This window comes from Pseudomonas sp. S2_A05 (assembly GCF_054668485.1).
Window position 1 is genome coordinate 5,688,362 of sequence record NZ_CP162775.1, and the last position, 22,640, is coordinate 5,711,001.

Sequence of the window (22,640 nt, forward strand, 5' to 3'; positions counted from 1 at the left end):
ATGGAAAAGCTGATCGACACCCCGCGCCTCCCCCCGCAAGCGCCGCAGCCTCGCCCAGGAATTGGTGACGGTGTTGAGCGAGCAGATCCGCGATGGCCTGCTCAAGCGTGGCGACAAGTTGCCCACCGAGTCGGCGATCATGGAAGCCCATGGCGTCAGCCGCACCGTGGTCCGCGAGGCAATTTCCCGTCTGCAGGCCGCCGGCCAGGTAGAAACCCGCCACGGCATCGGCACCTTTGTTCTCGATACGCCGAGCCCGAGCGGTTTCCGCATTGATCCGGCCACCGTTGTCACCCTGCGTGACGTGCTGGCGATTCTCGAATTGCGCATCAGCCTCGAAGTCGAATCCGCTGGCCTTGCCGCGCAACGCCGCAGCCCCGAGCAACTGGCAACCATGCGCGCCGCCCTCGACGCCTTGAACGAAAGCGCGTCCCATGCCAGCGATGCGGTGTCGTCGGACTTCGCTTTCCACCCGGAAATCGCCCTGTCCACCGGCAACCGCTACTTCACCGACATCATGACGCACCTGGGCACCAGCATCATTCCACGTACGCGGCTGAACTCGGCGCGGCTGGCCCACGATGATCAACAGCACTACATGAGCCGCCTGAGCCGCGAGCACGAGGAAATCTACGACGCGATTGCCCGTCAGGACTCCGATGCCGCGCGTGCGGCGATGCGTCTGCACCTGACCAATAGCCGTGAAAGACTGCGCCAGGCTCATGAAGAGGCGCAGGCGCAGCGAAGCTGAGTCTTACGCCTCTATGCGCATTCGCAGCGGCAGCGAATACGGCTCCATGCTCGACTCATCGCGAAACTTGTAACGCAGCTCCACCTCGCGGTTCAGGTACGGTTGCAATGCCTCTTTCGGCAGCTGCACCTCGATGTCGAGCAACTTTTCCATTTCATCCTCGGCGTCGTCCCAGGCGCCAGTGTCCACCTCATCACCTTCCCATTCAGGTTCCTCGGCATCGCTGCCGAGGACCGCGTAGACGCTCCAGTTTGCTGCGAAATCGCTGGAATCCGGGACCTGCACGGTGAGGATGTCCGGCAATTGCGAGAGCTGAAGCGTCACGCAATCGTCTTGCGCTGGGGCGACGTGGGTGAGGGTGGGGGCGGCAAAATGCATCGACATAGCGGCTTCCTTTGAGTGGTCCGCCACGATCCTTCGTGGCAGTCGACGTACTTTACGAGCCGCAGGTCGCTACAGAATTAAACGAATCCAGACCGGATATTTCAGCCTTCGAAAGCGTCAAGCACGAGCCTTGTAGCCATTTCATAAAGCGCAAAAGCCAATCTTGTCCGACAAAAAAGCCCTGCCAACGATGAAATGCAGTTGACGGTTATATTTTAAGTTGTACGATGACCTACAACTTCGGCGAAGGCTGAACGGTCCACTCACAATAAAACGTTGCTACCAGGGTGTTCGAATAATGAATCCACAAGAACTGAAGTCCATCCTCTCTGCCGGCCTGCTGTCTTTCCCGGTGACCGATTTCAACGCGCAGGGCGATTTCAACCGCGCGGGCTACATCAAACGCCTGGAATGGCTGGCTCCGTATGGCGCTTCGGCTCTGTTCGCCGCCGGTGGCACCGGTGAGTTCTTCTCCCTGGCCGCCAGCGAATACTCGGAAATCATCAAGACTGCCGTCGACACCTGCGCAACCAGCGTGCCAATCCTCGCCGGCGTCGGTGGTTCGACCCGCCAGGCCATCGAATACGCTCAGGAAGCCGAGCGTCTGGGCGCCAAAGGTCTGCTGCTGCTGCCGCACTACCTGACCGAAGCGAGCCAGGACGGTGTTGCCGCCCACGTTGAAGCCGTGTGCAAATCGGTGAAGATCGGCGTGGTCGTCTACAACCGCAACGTTTGCCGTCTCACCGCGCCGCTGCTGGAACGTCTGGCCGAGCGCTGCCCGAACCTGATCGGCTACAAGGATGGCCTGGGCGATATCGAGTTGATGGTGTCGATCCGTCGCCGCCTCGGTGATCGCTTCAGCTACCTGGGTGGTCTGCCGACCGCTGAAGTCTACGCCGCTGCCTACAAGGCTTTGGGCGTGCCGGTGTACTCCTCGGCGGTGTTCAACTTCATCCCGAAAACCGCGATGGACTTCTACCACGCGATCGCTCGCGAAGATCACGCCACCGTCGGCAAGATCATCGACGACTTCTTCCTGCCGTACCTGGACATCCGTAACCGCAAGGCCGGTTACGCCGTGAGTATCGTCAAGGCAGGTGCAAAAATCGCCGGCTATGACGCAGGTCCGGTGCGTGCGCCGCTGACCGACCTGACCGGCGAAGAGTACGAAATGCTCGCCGCGCTGATCGACAAGCAAGGCGCGCAATAAGCGAGAAAAGCGAGGCCGCTGAGCAATCAGCGGCTTTTTGCGTGAAGGCTTTTAGAGTTGAGGGCTGCCCTGTGACAACTGCAAAACGCTACGACAACTACATCAATGGCGAATGGGTCGCCGGTGCCGATTACTCGGCCAACATCAACCCGTCCGAACTCAGTGACACCATCGGCGATTACGCCAAGGCTGACCTGACCCAGGTCAACGCCGCCATCGACGCTGCCCGCGCTGCGTTCCCGGCGTACTCCACGTCGGGCATCCAGGCTCGTCACGATTCGCTGGATAAAGTCGGCACGGAAATTCTCGCCCGTCGCGAAGAGCTCGGCACGCTGCTGGCCCGTGAAGAAGGCAAGACCCTGCCGGAAGCGATCGGTGAAGTGACCCGCGCCGGCAACATTTTCAAGTTCTTCGCCGGTGAATGCCTGCGTCTGTCCGGTGACTACGTGCCGTCGGTACGCCCGGGCGTCAACGTCGAAGTCACTCGCGAAGCGCTGGGCGTGGTCGGTCTGATCACTCCGTGGAACTTCCCGATCGCCATCCCGGCGTGGAAAATTGCTCCGGCCCTGGCCTACGGCAACTGCGTCGTGCTCAAGCCTGCCGATCTGGTGCCGGGCTGCGCCTGGGCGCTGGCCGAAATCATCTCCCGCGCGGGCTTCCCGGCCGGTGTGTTCAACCTGGTAATGGGCAGCGGTCGCGTGGTTGGCGAGGCGTTGGTCAACAGCCCGAAAGTCGACGGCATCAGCTTCACCGGTTCGGTGGGCGTTGGCCGCCAGATCGCGGTCAACTGCGTTTCGCGCCAGGCCAAGGTGCAGCTGGAAATGGGCGGCAAGAACCCGCAGATCATTCTCGACGACGCCGACCTCAAGCAAGCGGTCGAGCTGTCGGTGCAGAGCGCGTTCTACTCCACCGGCCAGCGCTGCACAGCATCGAGCCGTCTGATCGTCACCGCCGGCATTCACGACAAGTTCGTTGAAGCGATGGCCGAGCGCATGAAGTCGATCAAGGTCGGCCACGCGCTGAAGGCCGGCACCGACATCGGTCCGGTGGTCTCCCAGGCGCAGCTGGAACAGGACATGAAGTACATCGACATCGGCCAGTCCGAAGGTGCACGTCTGGTCAGCGGCGGCGGTGTGGTGACTTGCGACACCGAGGGCTACTTCCTCGCGCCAACGCTGTTCGCCGACAGCGAAGCGTCGATGCGCATCAGCCGCGAAGAGATCTTCGGCCCGGTGGCCAACATTGTTCGTGTGGCCGATTACGAAGCTGCGCTGGCAATGGCCAACGACACCGAATTCGGCTTGTCGGCCGGCATCGCCACCACCTCGCTGAAGTACGCCAACCACTTCAAGCGCCACTCACAGGCCGGGATGGTGATGGTCAACCTGCCGACCGCCGGTGTGGATTACCACGTACCGTTCGGCGGGCGTAAAGGCTCGTCCTACGGCTCCCGTGAGCAGGGCCGCTATGCACAAGAGTTCTACACGGTCGTGAAGACTGCCTACATCGGTTCCTGATACATGCAATACCTGTGGAAGCTGGCTTGCCAGCGATTCAGGCAACGCGGTGCTGCAGGCACGCCGCGCTGATGCCATCGCTGGCAAGCCAGCTCCCACAAAGACCAAAGAATGTTTTACCCGCATAAAAATAATCAGTGGGAGTACATCTGCATGCAATCCTCCAAGCCGACTCACGTCCGCTATTTGATCCTGCTCATGCTGTTTCTGGTGACCACGATCAACTACGCCGACCGTGCCACGATCGCCATTGCCGGCTCCAGCCTGCAAAAGGACCTTGGCATTGACGCCGTCACCCTCGGCTACATCTTCTCCGCATTCGGTTGGGCTTACGTGGCCGGGCAAATTCCCGGTGGCTGGCTGCTCGATCGCTTCGGCTCGAAAAAAGTCTATGCCCTGAGCATTTTCACCTGGTCGCTGTTCACCGTGCTGCAAGGCTTCGTCGGTGAATTCGGCATGTCCACGGCAGTGGTTGCGCTGTTCATGCTGCGTTTCCTGGTGGGCCTGGCCGAGGCGCCATCGTTCCCCGGCAACGCGCGCATCGTGGCGGCGTGGTTCCCGACCGCTGAACGCGGTACCGCTTCGGCGATCTTCAACTCGGCGCAATACTTTGCCACCGTGCTGTTCGCGCCGTTGATGGGCTGGATCGTCTACAGCTTCGGCTGGGAGCACGTGTTCATCGTCATGGGTATCCTCGGTATCGTGTTCTCGCTGGTGTGGCTGAAAGTCATCTACAGCCCGCGCGAACACCCACGTGTCAACGAGGCCGAGTTCAAGCACATCGCTGACAACGGCGGCATGGTCGACATGGATCAGAAGGGCAAGAAGTCCGACGGTCCGAAGTGGGATTACATCCGTCAGTTGCTGACCAACCGCATGATGCTCGGCGTGTATCTGGGCCAGTACTGCATCAACGGCATCACCTACTTCTTCCTGACCTGGTTCCCGGTGTATCTGGTGCAAGAGCGTGGCATGACCATTCTCAAGGCCGGTTTCATCGCTTCGTTGCCGGCCATTTGCGGCTTTATCGGCGGCGTGCTCGGCGGGGTGATTTCCGACTACCTGCTGCGCAAGGGCCATTCGCTGACCTTCGCCCGCAAGGCGCCGATCATCGCCGGCCTGCTGGTGTCGAGCAGCATCGTCGCGTGCAACTATGTTGACGTGGAATGGATGGTGGTGGGCTTCATGGCTCTGGCATTCTTCGGCAAAGGCGTTGGCGCACTGGGCTGGGCGGTGGTTTCCGACACTTCGCCGAAACAGATCGCCGGTCTGAGCGGTGGCTTGTTCAACACCTTCGGCAACATCGCTTCGATCACCACGCCGATCGTCATCGGCTACATCATCAGCTCCACCGGCTCGTTCAAGTGGGCGCTGGTGTTTGTCGGTGCCAACGCACTGGTCGCGGTGTTCAGCTATCTGGTGATCGTCGGCCCGATCAAGCGTGTGGTCTTGAAAGAGCCGCCAGCCAAGGGCGGCAATGAAGCCACCGGCAATTTGTCTCAAGCGCATTCCTGAGGAGCGGCGTCATGCAGTTGATTGAACATTCCGACTCGCCGCGCTACATCCGCCTGCACGAGCGGGACAACGTTGTAGTGGTGGTCAACGATCAGGGCGTACCGGCCGGTACCGAGTTTGCCGATGGCCTGGTCACGCTGGATTTCGTACCGCAGAGCCACAAGGTCACTCTGGAGGATATTCCTGAGGGCGGCCCGGTGATTCGTTACGGGCAGATTATCGGCTATGCGTTGCAGCCGATCCGTCGCGGCAGTTGGGTCAAGGAAGATCAACTGCGCATGCCCACCGCGCCGCCGCTGGACAGCTTGCCGCTGTCCACCGACGTGCCGGATGCGCAGGCACCGCTGGAAGGCTTCACGTTCGAGGGTTATCGCAACGCCGACGGCACCGTCGGCACGCGCAACATTCTCGGCATCACCACCACCGTGCAGTGCGTCACCGGTGTGCTCGATCACGCGGTCAAGCGCATCAAGGAAGAGCTGCTGCCGAAGTACCCGCACGTCGATGACGTGGTGGCGCTGACCCACAGTTATGGCTGCGGTGTGGCGATTACCGCGACCGATGCCTACATCCCGATTCGTACCGTGCGCAATCTGGCGCGCAACCCGAACTTGGGCGGCGAGGCGCTGGTGATCGGTCTGGGCTGCGAGAAATTGCAGGCCGGGCAGGTGATGCACGAGGACGATGCGTCGGTGGATCTCAGCGATCCGTGGTTGTACCGCTTGCAGGATTCCAGTCACGGCTTCACCGAAATGATCGAACAGATCATGGAGCTGGCCGAAGTGCGTTTGAAGAAACTCGACCAGCGCCGCCGCGAAACCGTGCCGGCCTCCGAGCTGATTCTCGGTATGCAGTGCGGCGGCAGCGACGCGTTCTCCGGCATCACCGCCAACCCGGCGCTGGGTTATGCCTCGGACTTGCTGTTGCGTGCGGGGGCGACGGTGATGTTTTCCGAAGTCACCGAAGTGCGCGATGCGATCTACCTGCTCACCTCACGGGCGCAAACGCAAACCGTCGCCGAAGAGCTGGTGCGCGAAATGGACTGGTACGACCGTTACCTGGCCAAGGGCGAAGCCGATCGCAGCGCCAACACCACGCCGGGCAACAAGAAGGGCGGGTTGTCGAACATTGTCGAGAAGTCCCTGGGCTCGATCGTCAAGTCCGGCAGCAGCGCGATCAATGGCGTGCTCGGCCCGGGCGAGCGTTTCAAGCACAAGGGCCTGATTTTCTGCGCGACGCCGGCCAGCGATTTTGTCTGCGGTACGTTGCAACTGGCAGCAGGGATGAACCTGCACGTATTCACCACCGGTCGCGGCACGCCTTACGGGCTGGCCATGGCGCCGGTGGTCAAGGTTTCGACGCGGACTGAACTGGCGCAGCGCTGGCCGGACCTGATCGACATCGACGCCGGACGCATTGCCACCGGGCGCGCGACCATCGAAGAACTCGGCTGGGAGTTGTTTCACTATTACCTGGACGTTGCCAGTGGCAAGCAACAGACCTGGGCGGAGAAACACAAGCTGCATAACGACATCACCTTGTTCAACCCGGCGCCGATTACCTGATCGTTTCATGGAAGATCAAAAGCCCCTCACCCCAGCCTTCTCCCGGAGGGAGAGGGGCCGACCGAGTTGTTTGGCGCTATACATCGACCTGACAAATCGGGTCGATTATGGATTCGACGATGTCATTTCAGGTCGGTGGATTGTTTAAATATCCCCCGATCGGTTCCCTCTCCCTTTGGGAGAGGGCTAGGGTGAGGGGCTTTTGCTTTATCATTGCCCCCCTGACTAAGCTCACCCAAGGCTCCCCGGCATGCTGGCAATCTTTCTTGAAACCCTGAACATCACCGCGCCGGTGTTTGCCATGCTGTTTCTCGGTGTGCTGCTCAAGCGCATCGACTGGATCAACGACAACTTCATCCACACCGCCTCGTCGCTGGTGTTCAACGTGACCATGCCGGCGCTGCTGTTTCTCGGCATTCTCCACGCTGACCTGCACGCCGCACTGCAACCTTCGCTACTCATCTACTTTTCCCTCGCCACCCTGGTGAGTTTCGCCGTGGCCTGGGGCTGGGCGATTTTCAAGTGTCCGCGGGAAGATCGCGGCATCTACACCCAGGGTGCGTTTCGCGGCAACAACGGCGTGATAGGCCTGGCGCTCGCCGCGAGCATGTACGGCGATTACGGCATTTCCCTCGGGGCGATTCTCGCGGCGCTGGTGATCCTGTTCTACAACACGCTGTCGACCATCGTGCTGGCGGTATACAGCCCGGTGATCAAGTCCGATCCGTGGAGCATCTGCAAAAGCGTGTTCAGCAACCCGCTGATCATCAGCGTGATTTCGGCAGCGCCGTTTGCCTATTTCAAGATCGGACTGCCGGGCTGGCTGGAGACCTCCGGCCAGTATCTGGCGCAGACCACTTTGCCACTGGCGCTGATCTGTATCGGCGGCACGCTGTCACTGGCGGCGCTGCGCAAGAGCGGCAACATGGCGCTCAGTTCCAGCCTGGTGAAGATGATCGGTCTGCCGGTGCTGGCGACACTGGGGGCATGGCTGTGGGGCTTTCGCGGCGCGGAGCTGGGGATTCTGTTTCTCTACTTTGGCAGCCCGACGGCGGCGGCGAGTTTCGTCATGGCCCGGGCGGCGCAGGGCAATCATGAGCTTGCAGCAGCGATTATCGTGATGACCACGTTGATGGCGGCTATTACCACCAATGTCGGGATCTTTGTGTTGCAGTGGGGTGGGTGGATCTGACCAAGGATTTGCAGTGTCTGTCAGGGCCTCTTCGCGAGCAGGCTCGCTCCCACAGGGAAACGCATTCCAACTGTGGGAGCGAGCCTGCTCGCGAAGGCGGTCACTGCGGTTTCTGATAGCTGTCGATCACTTCCTGCGCCGCGCGAAACGCATCGATCGCCGCTGGCACGCCGGCATACACCGCGCAATGCAGCAGCGCTTCGCGAATCTCTTCCACCGTGCAGCCGTTGTTCAGCGCACCGCGCACGTGGCCCTTCAACTCTTGCGGACACTTCAACGCGGTCAGCGCGGCGAGGGTAATCAGGCTGCGGGTTTTCAGCGACAAACCTTCGCGATTCCACACGCCACCCCAGGCGTGTTCATTGACGAAATCCTGCAACGGCTGGGTGAACTCGGTGGCGTTGCCCAAGGCGCGATCAACGAACGCATCGCCCATGACCTGACGACGGATTTCAACCCCGGACTGCTTCGACTCGCTCATGGCACATCTCTCTTGTGGTGTTGGCGACGCCAGGCGCGGATCGACGTGAACAGCAGAAACGTCAGCAGCGCCGGCAGGACATAAAACAGCATCAAGCGCTCGAGTTTGCCGGCCAGCGGCATACCAGTGGTGAACGACACCACATGCAGCCCGTAGACCAGATACAAACCGAGCAGCAGCAAGCCTTCGGCCCGGGTCACGCGGTAGCCCGAGTAAAACACTGGCAGACACAGCGCAGCGACGCCGAGCATCACCGGCAAGTCAAAATCCAGCGCGTTGGGGGAGACGGAGAGCGGCGTCGGTGCGAGCAGCGCGGTCAGCCCGAGCACCCCGAGCAGGTTGAACAGATTGGCGCCGATCACGTTGCCCACGGCAATGTCACGCTGCCCGCGCAACGCAGCGATCAGCGACGTCGCCAGTTCCGGCAACGAAGTTCCGACCGCAACCACGGTCAGGCCGATGACCCGTTCCGACAGGCCCAGGTCGGTGGCCACGACCACGGCGGCGCCGAGCAGCAAACGCCCGGCGAACACCAGCATGGCCAGGCCAGCGAGAATCATCAGCACACTGATCAACCAGGATTGCTGCGTCTCGGTTGGTCGCTCTGTATGAGGGCGCGTCGAATGTCGCGACTGACGCAACAGCAAGCCGAGGTACAGCGCCAGAGCGCCGAGCAGCAGGACGCCGTCGAAACGCCCGAGGTCTTTATTCCAGGCGAGGATGAATACCAGCAGGCTGGCGCCGATCATCAACGGGATATCCAGACGTACCAGTTGCCGCGATACGCGCAGCGGGATGATCAGTGCCGACAGGCCAAGGGTTACGAGGATATTGAAGATGCCGCTGCCGACCACGCTGCCGACGGCGATGTCCGGGTTGTCGGTCAACGCCGCTTGCAGGCTCACGGTCATCTGCGGCGCGCTGCTGCCGAGGGCGACGATGGTCAGGCCGATGATCAACGGACGCACATGCAGGCGCTCGGCCAGACGCACGGCGGCGCGCACCATCAGCTCGGCGCCGATGATCAAAAGAACCAGGCCGCTGAGCAATTCGATGACGTTGATCAGCGGCAGATCGGCTAGTCCGAAAATGGTCGGCGCTCCATCAGTCGAGGGCCTGCACGCGAACCCGTGCGGTGCCGCTGCGCACCATGCCGATTTCATCGGCGGCCTCGCGTGACAGATCGATCAGTCGGCCACGGGTGTGCGGGCCACGGTCATTGATGCGGACCACGACTGATTCATCGTTTTTCAGATTGGTGACCTTCACCCGCGTGCCGAACGGCAACTGGCGGTGGGCGGCAGTCAGGGAATGCTGGTTGAACGCTTCGCCGCTGGCGGTGCGTTTACCGTGATGCCTGGCTCCGTAATAGGAGGCGACGCCGGTCTGGTCGTAACCGTGCGGGTCGATGGTGTCGGTACTGGCGCAACCGGCCAGCAGAGAGAGCAGGGCGCTGCTCAGCAACAGACGCTTCATTCAAAGGTATCCCGGATCAAATGTAGGAGTGACCTGTGGCGAGGGGATTTATCCCCGTTGGACTGCGCAGCAGTCCCAAAACTGAGAACTCGGTTTATCTGGTGCAAATCAAGCTCAGCAATTGGGGCCGCTTCGCGGCCCAACGGGGATAAATCCCCTCGCCACAGGTCCCTTCCACAGGGAATGGAGCCAGGCTTTGGATCTGGCTCCATTGGTGGTCAGCCTTCGAGCTTGCTTTTCAGCAGTTCGTTCACCTGCTGCGGGTTGGCCTTGCCTTTCGAGGCTTTCATGGCCTGGCCGACGAAGAAGCCGAACATCTTGCCGCGTTTGGCTTCGTCTGCCGCGCGGTACTGTTCGACCTGTTCGGCGTTGGCCGCGAGCATTTCGTCGAGCACGGCCGAGATCGCGCCGGTGTCGGTGACTTGCTTGAGGCCGCGCTTCTCGATGATCTCGTCAGCACTGCCTTCACCATTGGCCATCGCTTCGAACACCACCTTGGCGATCTTGCCGGAGATGGTGTTGTCCTTGATGCGCTGCAGCATGCCGCCCAGTTGCTCGGCGGAGACTGGCGAATCCTCGATGTCCAGGCCCTGCTTGTTGAGCAGGCTGCCCAACTCGACCATCACCCAGTTCGCCGCCAGTTTCGCGTCGCCGCCGATGGCTGCGACTTTCTCGAAGTAATCCGCCTGTTCACGGCTGGTGGCCAGCACGTTGGCGTCGTAGGCCGACAGACCGAACTGGCTCTGGAAGCGTTCGCGCTTTTGCGGTGGCAGTTCCGGCAGGGTTGCACGCACTTCACCGAGGAACGACTCTTCGATGACCACCGGCAGCAGGTCCGGATCGGGGAAGTAACGGTAGTCGTTGGCTTCCTCTTTCGAACGCATCGGACGGGTTTCATCCTTGTTCGGATCGTACAGGCGGGTCTGCTGGATCACTTTGCCGCCGTCCTCGATCAGTTCGATCTGGCGCTGGATTTCCGAGTTGATCGCTTTCTCGATGAAACGGAACGAGTTGACGTTCTTGATCTCGCAGCGAGTGCCGAACTCGACCTGGCCTTTCGGGCGTACCGAGACGTTGCAGTCGCAACGCAGCGAGCCTTCGGCCATGTTGCCGTCGCAGATGCCCAGGTAACGCACCAGTGCGTGGATCGCCTTGACGTAAGCCACGGCTTCCTTGGCGCTGCGCATGTCCGGTTCGGAAACGATTTCCAGCAGCGGCGTGCCGGCACGGTTCAGGTCGATGCCGGTGGCACCGTTGAATTCTTCGTGCAGGCTCTTGCCGGCGTCTTCTTCCAGGTGCGCGCGGGTGATGCCGACGCGTTTGACCGTGCCGTCTTCCAGGGCGATGTCCAGGTGGCCTTTGCCAACGATCGGCAATTCCATCTGGCTGATCTGGTAGCCCTTCGGCAGATCCGGGTAGAAATAGTTTTTCCGGGCGAACACGTTGTGCTGGCCGATCTCGGCGTCAATTGCCAGACCGAACATCACCGCCATGCGCACCGCTTCCTGGTTGAGCACCGGCAGCACGCCGGGCATGCCCAGGTCGATCAGGCTGGCCTGGGTGTTCGGCTCGGAACCGAATGTGGTGGAACTACCGGAAAAGATTTTCGACCGGGTGGTGAGCTGAGTGTGAATCTCCAGCCCGATCACGACTTCCCATTGCATGTGTGTCTCCTCAGAAGCCGGTTGGGGTGCGGGTGTGCCAGTCAGTGTTGAGCTGATACTGGTGGGCAACGTTCAACAGGCGGCCTTCCTGGAAATACGGCGCGAGCAACTGCACGCCCACCGGCAGACCGTCGACAAAACCGGCCGGCATCGACAGGCCCGGCAGGCCGGCGAGGTTGGCGGTGATGGTGTAGACGTCTTCCAGGTATGCAGCGACCGGGTCGCTGTTCTTCGCGCCAAGCTTCCAGGCCGGGTTCGGCGTGGTCGGGCCGAGGATGATGTCGACTTCATTGAACGCAGCCATGAAATCGTTCTTCACCAGGCGACGGATCTTCTGCGCTTTCAGGTAGTAGGCATCGTAGTAACCGGCGGACAGCGCGTAGGCACCGACCATGATCCGGCGCTGTACTTCCGCGCCGAAGCCTTCGCCACGGGAGCGCTTGTACAGGTCGATGAGGTTTTCCGGGTTTTCGCAGCGGTGGCCGAAACGTACGCCGTCGAAACGCGACAGGTTGGAAGACGCTTCTGCCGGGGCGATCACGTAGTACGCAGGAATGGCGTGCTGCATGTTCGGCAGGCTGATTTCCTTGATCACCGCACCGAGCTTCTGCAACTGCTGGATGCTGTTCTGGATCAGCTCGGCAATGCGCGGGTCGAGACCGGCGCTGAAGTATTCCTTCGGCACGCCGATGCGCAGGCCTTGCAGCGACTCGCCGAGGCTGGCGGAGTAATCCGGAACCGGCTCATCGATGCTGGTGGAGTCGTTCGGGTCGAAGCCGGCCATGCCTTGCAGCAGGATCGCGCAGTCTTCGGCCGTGCGCGCCAACGGGCCGCCCTGATCGAGGCTGGAGGCGTAAGCGATCATGCCCCAGCGCGAAACGCGACCGTAGGTCGGCTTCAGGCCGGTGAGGTTGGTGAATGCTGCCGGCTGGCGGATCGAACCGCCGGTGTCGGTTGCGGTGGCGGCAGGCAGCAGGCGAGCGGCCACGGCGGCGGCCGAGCCACCGGACGAACCGCCCGGCACGTGTTCCAGGTTCCATGGGTTTTTCACTGCGCCGTACCAGCTCGACTCGTTGGCCGAACCCATGGCGAATTCGTCCATATTGGTCTTGCCCAGGGTCACGGCGCCAGCAGCGGCCAGTTTCGCAACGACAGTGGCGTCATACGGAGCTTTGAAGTTGTCGAGCATCTTCGAGCCGCAGCTGGTGCGGATGCCCAGGGTGCAGAACAGGTCCTTGTGGGCGATCGGCGCGCCGAGCAGGGCGCCGCTCTCACCGTTGGCCCGGCGTGCATCGGCGGCTTTCGCCTGCTCGATGGCCAGATCCTCGGTGAGGCTGATGAAACTGTTGAGCTGCGGATCGAGCTGGGTAATACGCGCCAGCAGGACTTTGGTCAGCTCTTCGGAGGAAAACTTTTTATCGGCGAGACCGCGGGCGATCTCGGCCAGAGTCATTTGATGCATTGCAGGCTCTTTCCCTTTAGTCGATGACTTTCGGAACCAGATACAGGCCGTTTTCGACCGCTGGTGCGATGGACTGGTAGGCCTCGCGATTATTCGTCTCGGTCACCACGTCGGCGCGCAGGCGCTGACTGGCTTCCAGGGGGTGGGCCAGCGGCTCGATACCGTCGGTATCAACGGCCTGCATTTCGTCGACCAGCCCGAGAATGCTGTTGAGGGCGGAAGTAATGTGCGGAAGATCGGCATCGCTGAGGCCAAGGCAGGCCAGATGCGCGATTTTTTCCACGTCGGAGCGTTCTAGCGCCATCGGGATTCTCCAGTGGAAAACAGAACGGACGGCGTCCGTGTGTTAGATTGTCGGAACACTACCGCACTTCTACGGTCATAAGGCCGCGATTGTGGGGCTTGGTGCACAGAAAAGCGGCCAATTTAACATATTGGCGCCTTGCCCAAAATCCCTGTCGTTGTTAGAGTTTGCCGCACTTTTTTACCCACGCGTTGCCTAGGGTCCCTTTCCCATGTTCAAGAAACTGCGTGGCATGTTTTCCAGCGATCTTTCCATTGACCTGGGCACTGCCAACACCCTTATTTACGTGCGCGAGCGCGGTATCGTCCTGAATGAGCCATCGGTTGTGGCCATTCGGACACACGGTAACCAGAAAAGTGTCGTTGCTGTCGGCACCGAGGCCAAGCGCATGCTCGGCCGTACGCCGGGCAACATTGCTGCCATTCGTCCGATGAAGGACGGCGTGATCGCCGACTTCAGCGTCTGCGAAAAGATGCTGCAGTACTTTATCAACAAGGTTCACGAAAACAGTTTCCTGCAGCCCAGCCCTCGTGTGCTGATCTGCGTTCCATGCAAGTCCACCCAGGTTGAGCGTCGTGCCATCCGTGAATCGGCCCTTGGCGCCGGTGCCCGTGAAGTGTTCCTGATCGAAGAGCCGATGGCTGCTGCGATCGGTGCCGGCCTGCCGGTTGAAGAAGCGCGCGGTTCGATGGTCGTGGATATCGGTGGTGGTACCACTGAAATCGCCCTGATCTCCCTGAACGGTGTGGTCTACGCCGAATCCGTACGTGTCGGCGGCGACCGTTTCGACGAAGCGATCATCACCTACGTGCGCCGTAACTACGGCAGCCTGATCGGTGAATCCACCGCCGAGCGCATCAAGCAGGAAATCGGTACGGCCTACCCGGGCGGCGAAGTGCGCGAAGTCGATGTACGCGGTCGCAACCTGGCCGAAGGCGTTCCACGCGCATTCACCCTGAACTCCAACGAAGTGCTCGAGGCTCTGCAAGAGTCGCTGGCCACCATCGTTCAGGCGGTGAAAAGCGCGCTGGAGCAATCGCCGCCGGAACTGGCTTCCGACATCGCCGAGCGTGGCCTGGTGCTGACCGGTGGTGGCGCGCTGCTGCGTGACCTCGACAAGTTGCTGGCCCAGGAAACCGGTCTGCCGGTGATCGTTGCCGAAGATCCGCTGACTTGCGTTGCTCGCGGCGGTGGCCGTGCGCTGGAAATGATGGATAAGCACACCATGGATCTGCTTTCGAGCGAATAAGCTTCGAATGCAATACGTGGGTGAACGCACAGGCAGCACTTTGCAGTGCTGCCTGTTGGCGTTTATCTTCTGTCAGTCTTCATCCAGGCCGGTTTGATGCCGTATGAATAAACAGAACATTTGCCTGGGAGGAGCGGCTTATTAAACCGCTTTTCACCAAAGGCCCTTCGTTGGGCGTGCGCCTGTTGGTGCTGGCCGTGCTCGCGGTCGCACTGATGGTGGTCGATGCACGTTTCGACCTGCTCAAGCCCGCGCGCAAGCAAGCGTCGCTGGTGCTCATGGATGCCTACTGGATCACCGACCTGCCCGGCCGCTTGTGGGAAGGGGTCGCCAGTCAGTTCGGCAGCCGCACCGAGCTCGTCGCCGAAAACGAAAAACTCAAGACCGAAAACCTGCTGTTGCAGGGACGCATGCAAAAGCTCGCGGCCCTGACCGAGCAGAACGTTCGGCTGCGCGAGTTGCTCAATTCCTCCGCATTGGTCAATGAAAAGGTCGAAGTGGCCGAGTTGATCGGCATGGACCCCAACCCCTTTACCCATCGCATCATCATCAACAAAGGTGAGCGCGACGGCGTGGTGCTCGGCCAACCGGTGCTCGATGCACGCGGGCTGATGGGCCAGGTGGTTGAATTGATGCCGTACACCTCGCGTGTCCTGCTGCTGACCGACACCACCCACAGCATTCCGGTGCAGGTGAACCGTAACGGTCTGCGCGCGATTGCCAGCGGCACCGGCAACCCGGAGCGCACTGGAATTGCGTCATGTCGCCGATACGGCGGACATCAAGGAAGGCGATCTGCTGGTCAGCTCCGGTCTCGGCCAGCGATTCCCGGCCGGTTATCCGGTGGCCACGGTAAAAGAGGTCATCCACGACTCCGGCCAACCGTTCGCTATCGTCCGCGCCGTGCCCACAGCCGCCCTGAACCGCAGCCGCTACCTGCTGCTGGTGTTCAGCGACAGCCGCACCGCCGAGGAACGCGCCAATGACGCCGCCCAGGCCCAAGAACAGCTCGATGCCCACGGCGGCGGCCCGATGTTGCCGGCCAGCGTGCCGAAACCGTTGATCATGCCTGCCACGCCGTCGACCGCTACCGCAGCGCCGGCCACTGAAGCCGCAGCGCCTGCCACCACGCCGGCCAAGCCCGCCGCGAGCAAGCCGCCCGCTGCCGCTCCGGCCGCTGCCAAACCGCCGGCCGCGAGCAAACCACCGGCGAAACCGCCAGCGACTACCGGGGGACGAGAATAATGGTCGGCGCGAAAAAATCCGCAAACGGCTGGATGATCTGGCTGACGTTCTTCGTCGGCATCCTGCTCAGCGTTTCACCTTTGCCGATCTTCATGGAAATCCTTCGCCCGCTGTGGCTGGCCTTGCTCGTGACGTTTTGGGCGCTGTACATGCCGCACACGGTCGGTATGGTGACGGCGTTCTGTCTGGGGCTGGCCGAAGATGTCCTGCAGGGCGACCTGCTCGGACAGAACGCGCTGATCCTGACCCTGATTACTTTCCTCGTGTTGTCGTTGCAGCAGCGCCTGCGCATGTTCCCGATGTGGCAGCAGTGCCTGGTGATCCTGGTGATCTTCGGCCTCGCACAGTTGGCGCAACTGTGGCTGAGCGCTCTGACCGGCAACCGTCAGCCAACCCTGGCGCTGGTCTTGCCGGCGCTGGTCAGTGCCTTGCTCTGGCCGTGGGTCAGCTTCGCCCTTCGCGGGATGTGCCGACGCTACAGAATCTATTGAGCCGGTGAAGCAGGGCACTGAACAGGGAGATGTTTTGATGAAACTGCTTTACCTCGCCTCCGGCTCACCGCGTCGCCGTGAATTGCTCACGCAGATCGGCGTGCAGTTCTCCGCCATCAGCGCGGACATCGACGAAACCCCGCTTCCTGAAGAATCCCCTTCGGCCTATGTCGAACGCCTTGCGCGTGGCAAGGCTGAGGCCGGTCGCTGTTCGGTCGTCTCTGATCAGCCGTTCTGCGTGCTTGGCGCCGACACCGCAGTGGTGCTCGACGGCAAAATACTTGGCAAACCGGTGGACGAAGCCGATGCATGCGCCATGCTGATGATGTTGTCCGGCAACGAACACGAAGTGCTGACCGCCATCGCCGTGCTTGAAGGCGAGCGCTGCGAGTCGCGGGTGGTGCGCAGTCGCGTGCGTTTCCGCACCATCAGCCGCGATGAGGCCGCTGCCTACTGGGCCAGTGGCGAACCGCGCGACAAGGCCGGCGGCTATGGCATTCAGGGCCTGGGTGCGGTGTTTGTCGCCGGGCTCGAAGGCAGCTATTCGGCGGTGGTCGGCTTGCCGTTGTGCGAAACCTGCGAGGTGTTGGGCCATTTCGGCATACCCTGTTGGCAAAACCTGAACACGCCCTGAGCGTCGTACGAATCCAGATGCGGCCACTATCGTGAACATGCCTGAACGAGATCCTGCCATGAGTGAAGAGATTCTGATCAACATCACGCCGATGGAATCGCGCGTGGCGGTGGTCGAAAACGGTGTGCTGCAAGAAGTCCACGTCGAGCGCACGCAGAAACGCGGGATCGTCGGCAACATCTATAAAGGCAAGATCGTTCGCGTCCTGCCGGGCATGCAGGCGGCATTTGTTGACATCGGCCTCGATCGTGCGGCTTTCATTCACGCCGCCGAAATCTCCCTGCGCGAAGGCCCGGCGGTGGAAAGCATCAGTTCGCTGGTGCACGAAGGCCAGAGCCTGGTGGTGCAAGTCACCAAGGATCCGATCGGCTCTAAAGGCGCACGCCTGACCACGCAACTGTCGATCCCTTCGCGTTATCTGGTGTACATGCCGCGCACTGCCCACGTTGGCATTTCCCTGAAGATCGAAGACGAAGCCGAACGCGAGCGCCTCAAGCAGGTGGTCAGCGATTGCGTGGCCAAAGAAGGCATCAAGGAGGCCGGCGGTTTCATTCTGCGCACAGCCGCTGAAGGCGCGGGCGCTGATGAAATCCTCATGGACATCCGCTACCTGCGGCGCCTCTGGGACCAGATCAACGAGCAGATCAAGACCATCGCCGCGCCGAGCGTGATCTACGAAGACCTCGGCCTGGCCCTGCGCACCCTGCGTGATCTGGTCAATCCAAAGATCGAGAAGATCCGCATCGATTCCCGGGAAACCTTCCAGAAAACCACGCAGTTTGTCGCCGAACTGATGCCGGAAATCGCTGATCGTCTGGAACACTACCCGGGTGAACGACCGATCTTCGATCTGTACGGTGTCGAAGACGAAATCCAGCGCGCGCTGGAGCGCAAGGTGCCGCTGAAGTCAGGCGGCTATCTGGTGATCGATCCGGCGGAAGCCATGACCACCATCGACGTCAACACCGGGGCGTTCGTCGGTCATCGCAACCTCGAAGAAACCATTTTCAAGACCAATCTCGAAGCGGCCACGGCGATCGCCCGGCAGATGCGCCTGCGCAATCTCGGCGGGATCATCATCATCGACTTCATCGACATGGAAGATGAAGAGCACCAGCGTCAGGTCCTGCGCACTCTGGAGAAACAGCTGGAGCGCGACCACGCCAAGACCAACATCATCGGCATCACCGAGTTGGGCCTGGTGCAGATGACCCGCAAGCGCACCCGCGAAAGCCTTGAGCAGGTGCTGTGCGAACCGTGCAGCAGTTGTCAGGGACGCGGCAAACTGAAGACCGCCGAAACCATCTGTTACGAGATCTTCCGCGAGATTCTGCGCGAGGCCCGCGCTTATCAGGCCGAGGGTTACCGGGTGCTGGCCAACCAGAAGGTGGTCGATCGTCTGCTCGATGAAGAGTCCGGTAACGTCGCCGAGCTTGAAGGCTTCATCGGTCGCACCATACGCTTCCAGGTGGAAACCATGTATTCCCAGGAACAATATGACGTGGTGCTGCTCTGAAACCCTGCATCACCCTTCATTCAACGCGGCTGGCCTCAGCTTTTCGCAGTTTTTTTGCCATGGGAGCCAACTGACATGGAGCGTCTGACACGCATTCTGGCCGCACTCACCCGCTGGGGGCTGGGCCTGTGCGCGTTGGTTCTGGTGTTGATGGCGTTGTACGTCAGCCTCGGCCGCGAGCTGACGCCACTGGTGGCCGAATACCGCGCCGACATCGAAGACAAGGCCAGCGCCGCCCTCGGCATGCCCTTGCAGATCGGTGAGCTGGAAGGCAACTGGAGCGGTTTCGCGCCGATCCTGATGGCCCATGACGTGATGGTCGGCGACGGCGCCAACGCGCTGCGCCTCGACCGCGTACGGGTAGTGCCGGATATGTGGGGCAGCTTGCTCGCCCGCGAAGTACGCCTCGCGCATATCGAACTCAACGGTTTGAAGATCAGCCTCAAGGAAGCCGAAGACGGTACCTGGGCGCTGGAAGGGCTGCCGGTGCAGAAGGATCAGCCGTTCGATGCGGCGCAACTGTTCCAGCGCTCGCAGATGATCAGACAATTGTCGGTGCTCGACAGCCAGGTGACCCTGCAACCGCTCGATCACCCGCCCATGACGCTCACCTATGTCGGCCTCAATCTGCGTACCGGCGCCAGCCGCCAGCGTCTCGACGCGCGTCTGACCTTGCCCGATGGCCAGCCTGTCGCGCTGAGCCTGCGCAGCCAGCTGCGTCCTGATCAGTGGCAGAACAGCGCCATCGAGGGCTATGCCAGTCTGCCGCAGAGCGACTGGGCGAAATGGCTGCCAGAGCGCCTGACCCAGCAATGGAATTTTTCCGAGATCAAGGCCGGCGGCGAACTCTGGGTCGATTGGGCCGAAGGCGCGTTGCAAAGCGCCGCGTTGCGCCTGAATGCGCCGCAAGTGACCGGTGCCTACGCCGAGCGCAAGCCGATCCAGATCAGCAATCTGGCGCTCAACGCCTATTACCGCAACACAGCCGAAGGGGTGAAAGTCACCCTCGATTCACTGGCGATGAGCTTCGGCGAAACCCGCTGGGAATCCCATGTGCAGGTGCAGCAGACCCGCGCCAGCGCCAAGGCTGAAGAGCTCTGGCATTTGCAGGCCGATCGCCTCGATCTGACCCCGATCACGCCGCTGCTCAATGCGCTGGGGCCGTTGCCACAAAGCTTCGCCACAGTGGTCGAGCGTTTGAAGGTAACCGGCGGCCTGCGTAACGTGTTGCTGGACTTCCGCCCGACCGCCACCGATGGCAACAAATTCGGCTTTGCCGCCAACCTCGACAACGTCGGTTTCGATGCCTACCACGGCGCTCCGGCGGCGCGCAATGTCAGTGGCAGCCTGAGTGGCAACCTCGACGGCGGCGAGTTGCGCCTCGACAGCAAGGACTTCGTCCTGCACCTCGATCCGATTTTCGCCAAGCCATGGCAATACCTGCAGGCCAATGCGCGGCTGACCTGGAAGCTCGACAAGGATGGCTTCACCCTGATTGCGCCATACCTCAAGGTATTGGGCGAGGAGGGCAAGATTGCCGGCGATTTCCTCATTCGCCTGCACTTTGACCATAGCCAGGAAGACTACATGGACCTGCGCGTCGGCCTGGTTGATGGCGACGGCCGCTACACCGCGAAATACCTGCCGGCGGTGTTGAGCCCGGCGCTTGATGAGTGGCTGCGCACAGCGATCCTCAAAGGCGCGGTGGATCAGGGCTTCTTCCAGTATCAGGGCTCGCTGAGCAAGAACGCCGGCGAGGCTGATCGCAGCATCAGCCTGTTCTTCAAAGTGCATGACGCCGAACTGGCCTTTCAGCCGGGCTGGCCCCATGTGAGCAAGGTCAGCGGTGACGTGTTCATCGAGGACAGCGGCGTGCGCATCTGGGCCAGCAAAGGCCAGTTGCTCGACACCCAAGTCAGCGATGTCTTCGTCAATATTCCTCATGTACCGGCCGGGCAGAACTCGCATTTGTTCCTGGATGGCGCATTTGCCGGTGGCCTGGGCGACGGCTTGAAGATTCTTCAGGATGCGCCGATCGGCACTGGTGAGACCTTTGCCGGTTGGGAGGGCGCGGGTGATCTGAATGGCAAGCTCAAGCTGGATATTCCGCTGGCCAAGGGCGAGCAGCCGAAAATACTCGTCGATTTCAAGACCGCCAACGCACGGCTGAAACTGGCCGAACCGAAACTGGAACTGAGCCAGCTCAAGGGCGATTTCCGCTTCGACAGCAATAAAGGCCTCAGCGGCCAGAACATCTCTGCACGGGCCTTCGACAAACCGGTCACTGCGCAGATCTTCGCTGATGGCAGCCCCAACCAGATCAAGACCCGAGTTGCGGCGTCGGGGCAGGTAGAAGTGAAGAAGCTCACTGACTGGCTGGGTGTGACCCAGCCGTTGCCGGTGTCCGGGACGATTCCGTATCAGTTGCAGCTGAATCTTTCCGGGGCCGACAGCCAGTTGCTGGTCAGCTCCAGCCTCAAAGGCGTGGCGGTGGATCTGCCGGCGCCGTTCGGCATGACCGCCGATGTCGGGCGCGACACAGTGTTTCGCATGACCCTGCAAGGGCAGGAGCGGCGTTACTGGTTCAATTACGATCAACTGGCCAATTTCACTTTTGCTGCGCCGCCGAGCAATTTCGCCGACGGCCGTGGCGAACTGTTTCTCGGCGCTGGCGAAGCGGTGTTGCCGGGCGCCAAGGGCCTGCGCATTCGCGGGGTGCTGTCGGAACTGGACGTCGCGCCGTGGCAGGATCTGGCCAGCAAGTACGCCGGGCAGGATCCGGGCGGCAGCGCCAAGCAACTGCTCAGCAGCGCTGACATCAAGGTCGGCAAATTGACCGCGTTCGGCACCACGCTGGATCAGGCTTCGGTGCAGATCAATCGCAAGCCAGGCGCGTGGAACCTGGCGCTGGATAGCCAACAGGTCAAGGGCAGCGCCAGCCTGCCGGATGCCAAGGGCGTACCGATTGCGGTGAATCTGCAATACGTGAAACTGCCGGCGCCGGACCCGGCGGTGCAGGCTGACGAGAACGCGCCTGATCCATTGGCGTCGGTCGACCCGACGAAAATCCCGGCGCTGGATATCACCCTCAATCAGTTGTTCCTCGGTCCCGATCTGGTCGGTGGCTGGTCGCTGAAAGTGCGGCCGACCGCCAAGGGCATCGCGCTGAACAACCTCGACATGGGCCTCAAGGGCATCCTCCTGCAAGGCAACGGCGGCTGGGAAGGCGCGCCGGGGGCGACCAGCAGTTGGTACAAGGGCCGCATTGGCGGCAAGAATCTGGCCGACGTGCTCAAAGGCTGGGGCTTCGCGCCGAGCGTGACCAGCGAAGAATTCCATATGGATGTCGACGGCCGTTGGCCGGGCTCGCCGGCGTGGCTGGCGACCAAGCGCTTCTCCGGCACCCTCGATGCCTCGCTGAACAAAGGCCAGTTCGTTGAAGTGGAAGGCGGTGCTCAGGCGCTGCGGGTGTTCGGCCTGCTCAACTTCAACTCGATCGGCCGGCGCCTGCGTCTGGACTTCTCCGACCTGTTCGGCAAAGGCCTGAGCTACGACCGGGTCAAAGGTTTGCTGGTGGCGAACAATGGTGTCTACGTGACACGTGAGCCGATTCGCCTGACCGGGCCTTCGAGCAACCTTGAGCTGGACGGCACGCTGGATCTGGTTGGTGACAAGGTCGATGCGAAATTGCTGGTGACCTTGCCGGTGACCAACAACCTGCCGATCGCCGCGTTGCTCGTCGGCGCACCGGCGGTCGGCGGCGCGCTGTTCCTCATCGACAAGCTGATCGGCGACCGCGTCGCGCGCTTCGCCAGCGTCAAGTACACCGTCAAAGGCCCATGGAAAGAGCCGAAAATCACCTTCGACAAGCCTTTTTAACTAGCAGACACTACCCCTGTAGGAGCTGCCGAAGGCTGCGATCTTTTGATCTGGCTCTTAAAAAAAATCAACAGATCGCAGCCTTCGGCTGCTCCTACACAGTCA

At 61.3% G+C, this 22,640-nt stretch carries 17 protein-coding genes and 2 pseudogenes; 12 read left to right on the plus strand and 7 right to left on the minus strand.

From position 1 onward, the window contains the following. Positions 1-751: pseudogene (locus AB4O12_RS25635) on the plus strand (FadR/GntR family transcriptional regulator). A gap of 3 nt (positions 752-754) precedes the next feature. On the opposite strand, the gene AB4O12_RS25640 reads toward AB4O12_RS25635, so the two are convergent. Then, positions 755-1,135 (minus strand): hypothetical protein, encoded by a 381-nt coding sequence (locus AB4O12_RS25640; protein ID WP_056782919.1) that lies wholly within the window; start codon positions 1,133-1,135, stop codon positions 755-757. 298 nt (positions 1,136-1,433) lie between these two features. On the opposite strand from AB4O12_RS25640, the gene kdgD reads away from it, so the two are divergent. The 5 genes from kdgD (at position 1,434) to AB4O12_RS25665 (ending at position 8,134) form a co-directional block, all read left to right on the plus strand. Next, a complete protein-coding gene (gene kdgD, locus AB4O12_RS25645; RefSeq protein ID WP_039759443.1) occupies positions 1,434-2,345 on the plus strand; it encodes a 5-dehydro-4-deoxyglucarate dehydratase in 912 nt (303 codons plus the stop codon). Positions 2,346-2,416: 71 nt separating this feature from the next. After that, positions 2,417-3,862 (plus strand): aldehyde dehydrogenase family protein, encoded by a 1,446-nt coding sequence (locus AB4O12_RS25650; protein WP_024011600.1) that lies wholly within the window; start codon positions 2,417-2,419, stop codon positions 3,860-3,862. Positions 3,863-4,015: 153 nt separating this feature from the next. Further along, positions 4,016-5,377, plus strand: coding sequence for an MFS transporter (locus AB4O12_RS25655; protein WP_041477964.1), 1,362 nt, complete (start codon positions 4,016-4,018; stop codon positions 5,375-5,377). An 11-nt stretch (positions 5,378-5,388) separates the two neighbouring features. Beyond that, positions 5,389-6,942, plus strand: coding sequence for a galactarate dehydratase (garD, locus tag AB4O12_RS25660; protein WP_016771706.1), 1,554 nt, complete (start codon positions 5,389-5,391; stop codon positions 6,940-6,942). A gap of 250 nt (positions 6,943-7,192) precedes the next feature. Beyond that, the gene (locus AB4O12_RS25665) at positions 7,193-8,134 is read left to right on the plus strand and encodes an AEC family transporter (RefSeq protein WP_041477966.1); all 942 of its coding nucleotides are present in this window, start codon (positions 7,193-7,195) and stop codon (positions 8,132-8,134) included. Positions 8,135-8,234: 100 nt separating this feature from the next. On the opposite strand, the gene AB4O12_RS25670 is transcribed toward AB4O12_RS25665, so the two are convergent. The 6 genes from AB4O12_RS25670 to gatC form a co-directional block, all read right to left on the minus strand. Then, on the minus strand, positions 8,235-8,615 hold the full coding sequence (locus AB4O12_RS25670; RefSeq protein ID WP_123443389.1) for a carboxymuconolactone decarboxylase family protein: 381 nt from the start codon (positions 8,613-8,615) through the stop codon (positions 8,235-8,237). After that, positions 8,612-9,622, minus strand: a complete 1,011-nt coding sequence (locus AB4O12_RS25675; protein ID WP_052392150.1) for a calcium/sodium antiporter — start codon at positions 9,620-9,622, stop codon at positions 8,612-8,614. The genes AB4O12_RS25670 and AB4O12_RS25675 overlap by 4 nt, the downstream gene beginning before the upstream one ends. Before the next feature lie 97 nt (positions 9,623-9,719). Further along, complete coding sequence (locus AB4O12_RS25680) at positions 9,720-10,091, minus strand: septal ring lytic transglycosylase RlpA family protein (protein WP_460059925.1); 372 nt, start codon at positions 10,089-10,091, stop codon at positions 9,720-9,722. Between the two features lie 218 nt (positions 10,092-10,309). Beyond that, entirely contained in the window at positions 10,310-11,755 is a 1,446-nt protein-coding gene (gene gatB / locus AB4O12_RS25685) for an Asp-tRNA(Asn)/Glu-tRNA(Gln) amidotransferase subunit GatB (RefSeq protein ID WP_016771702.1), read from the minus strand. A 10-nt stretch (positions 11,756-11,765) separates the two neighbouring features. Beyond that, on the minus strand, positions 11,766-13,217 hold the full coding sequence (gene gatA, locus AB4O12_RS25690) for an Asp-tRNA(Asn)/Glu-tRNA(Gln) amidotransferase subunit GatA (RefSeq protein ID WP_016771701.1): 1,452 nt from the start codon (positions 13,215-13,217) through the stop codon (positions 11,766-11,768). A 16-nt stretch (positions 13,218-13,233) separates the two neighbouring features. After that, on the minus strand, positions 13,234-13,521 hold the full coding sequence (gatC, locus tag AB4O12_RS25695; RefSeq protein ID WP_122601838.1) for an Asp-tRNA(Asn)/Glu-tRNA(Gln) amidotransferase subunit GatC: 288 nt from the start codon (positions 13,519-13,521) through the stop codon (positions 13,234-13,236). 211 nt (positions 13,522-13,732) lie between these two features. Between gatC and mreB the strand changes: the two genes are divergently transcribed. The 6 genes and pseudogenes from mreB to AB4O12_RS25725 all read left to right on the plus strand — a co-directional run bounded on the left by mreB (position 13,733) and on the right by AB4O12_RS25725 (position 22,535). Then, positions 13,733-14,770 (plus strand): rod shape-determining protein MreB, encoded by a 1,038-nt coding sequence (gene mreB, locus AB4O12_RS25700; RefSeq protein ID WP_002555108.1) that lies wholly within the window; start codon positions 13,733-13,735, stop codon positions 14,768-14,770. A gap of 176 nt (positions 14,771-14,946) precedes the next feature. Then, a pseudogene (mreC, locus tag AB4O12_RS25705) lies at positions 14,947-16,015 on the plus strand (rod shape-determining protein MreC). Beyond that, on the plus strand, positions 16,015-16,506 hold the full coding sequence (gene mreD / locus AB4O12_RS25710) for a rod shape-determining protein MreD (protein WP_042608773.1): 492 nt from the start codon (positions 16,015-16,017) through the stop codon (positions 16,504-16,506). The pseudogene mreC and the gene mreD overlap by 1 nt, the downstream one beginning before the upstream one ends. Positions 16,507-16,543: 37 nt before the next feature. Next, positions 16,544-17,140, plus strand: a complete 597-nt coding sequence (locus AB4O12_RS25715; RefSeq protein ID WP_150636098.1) for a Maf family protein — start codon at positions 16,544-16,546, stop codon at positions 17,138-17,140. A 58-nt stretch (positions 17,141-17,198) separates the two neighbouring features. Then, the gene (gene rng, locus AB4O12_RS25720; protein WP_016771696.1) at positions 17,199-18,656 is read left to right on the plus strand and encodes a ribonuclease G; all 1,458 of its coding nucleotides are present in this window, start codon (positions 17,199-17,201) and stop codon (positions 18,654-18,656) included. Positions 18,657-18,731: 75 nt separating this feature from the next. Further along, the gene (locus tag AB4O12_RS25725; RefSeq protein ID WP_460059926.1) at positions 18,732-22,535 is read left to right on the plus strand and encodes a YhdP family protein; all 3,804 of its coding nucleotides are present in this window, start codon (positions 18,732-18,734) and stop codon (positions 22,533-22,535) included. The last annotated feature ends 105 nt before the right edge of the window (positions 22,536-22,640 follow it).

Coding starts and splice junctions, on each gene's coding strand:
- gatB (WP_016771702.1), bottom strand. CDS start 11,755: ATGCAATGGGAAGTCGTGATCGGGCTGGAGATTCACACTCAGCTCACC.
- gatA (WP_016771701.1), bottom strand. CDS start 13,217: ATGCATCAAATGACTCTGGCCGAGATCGCCCGCGGTCTCGCCGATAAA.
- kdgD (WP_039759443.1), top strand. CDS start 1,434: ATGAATCCACAAGAACTGAAGTCCATCCTCTCTGCCGGCCTGCTGTCT.
- AB4O12_RS25725 (WP_460059926.1), top strand. CDS start 18,732: ATGGAGCGTCTGACACGCATTCTGGCCGCACTCACCCGCTGGGGGCTG.
- AB4O12_RS25665 (WP_041477966.1), top strand. CDS start 7,193: ATGCTGGCAATCTTTCTTGAAACCCTGAACATCACCGCGCCGGTGTTT.
- AB4O12_RS25670 (WP_123443389.1), bottom strand. CDS start 8,615: ATGAGCGAGTCGAAGCAGTCCGGGGTTGAAATCCGTCGTCAGGTCATG.
- mreB (WP_002555108.1), top strand. CDS start 13,733: ATGTTCAAGAAACTGCGTGGCATGTTTTCCAGCGATCTTTCCATTGAC.
- AB4O12_RS25675 (WP_052392150.1), bottom strand. CDS start 9,622: ATGGTGCGCGCCGCCGTGCGTCTGGCCGAGCGCCTGCATGTGCGTCCG.
- mreD (WP_042608773.1), top strand. CDS start 16,015: ATGGTCGGCGCGAAAAAATCCGCAAACGGCTGGATGATCTGGCTGACG.
- gatC (WP_122601838.1), bottom strand. CDS start 13,521: ATGGCGCTAGAACGCTCCGACGTGGAAAAAATCGCGCATCTGGCCTGC.
- AB4O12_RS25655 (WP_041477964.1), top strand. CDS start 4,016: ATGCAATCCTCCAAGCCGACTCACGTCCGCTATTTGATCCTGCTCATG.
- rng (WP_016771696.1), top strand. CDS start 17,199: ATGAGTGAAGAGATTCTGATCAACATCACGCCGATGGAATCGCGCGTG.
- AB4O12_RS25680 (WP_460059925.1), bottom strand. CDS start 10,091: ATGAAGCGTCTGTTGCTGAGCAGCGCCCTGCTCTCTCTGCTGGCCGGT.
- garD (WP_016771706.1), top strand. CDS start 5,389: ATGCAGTTGATTGAACATTCCGACTCGCCGCGCTACATCCGCCTGCAC.
- AB4O12_RS25715 (WP_150636098.1), top strand. CDS start 16,544: ATGAAACTGCTTTACCTCGCCTCCGGCTCACCGCGTCGCCGTGAATTG.
- AB4O12_RS25640 (WP_056782919.1), bottom strand. CDS start 1,135: ATGTCGATGCATTTTGCCGCCCCCACCCTCACCCACGTCGCCCCAGCG.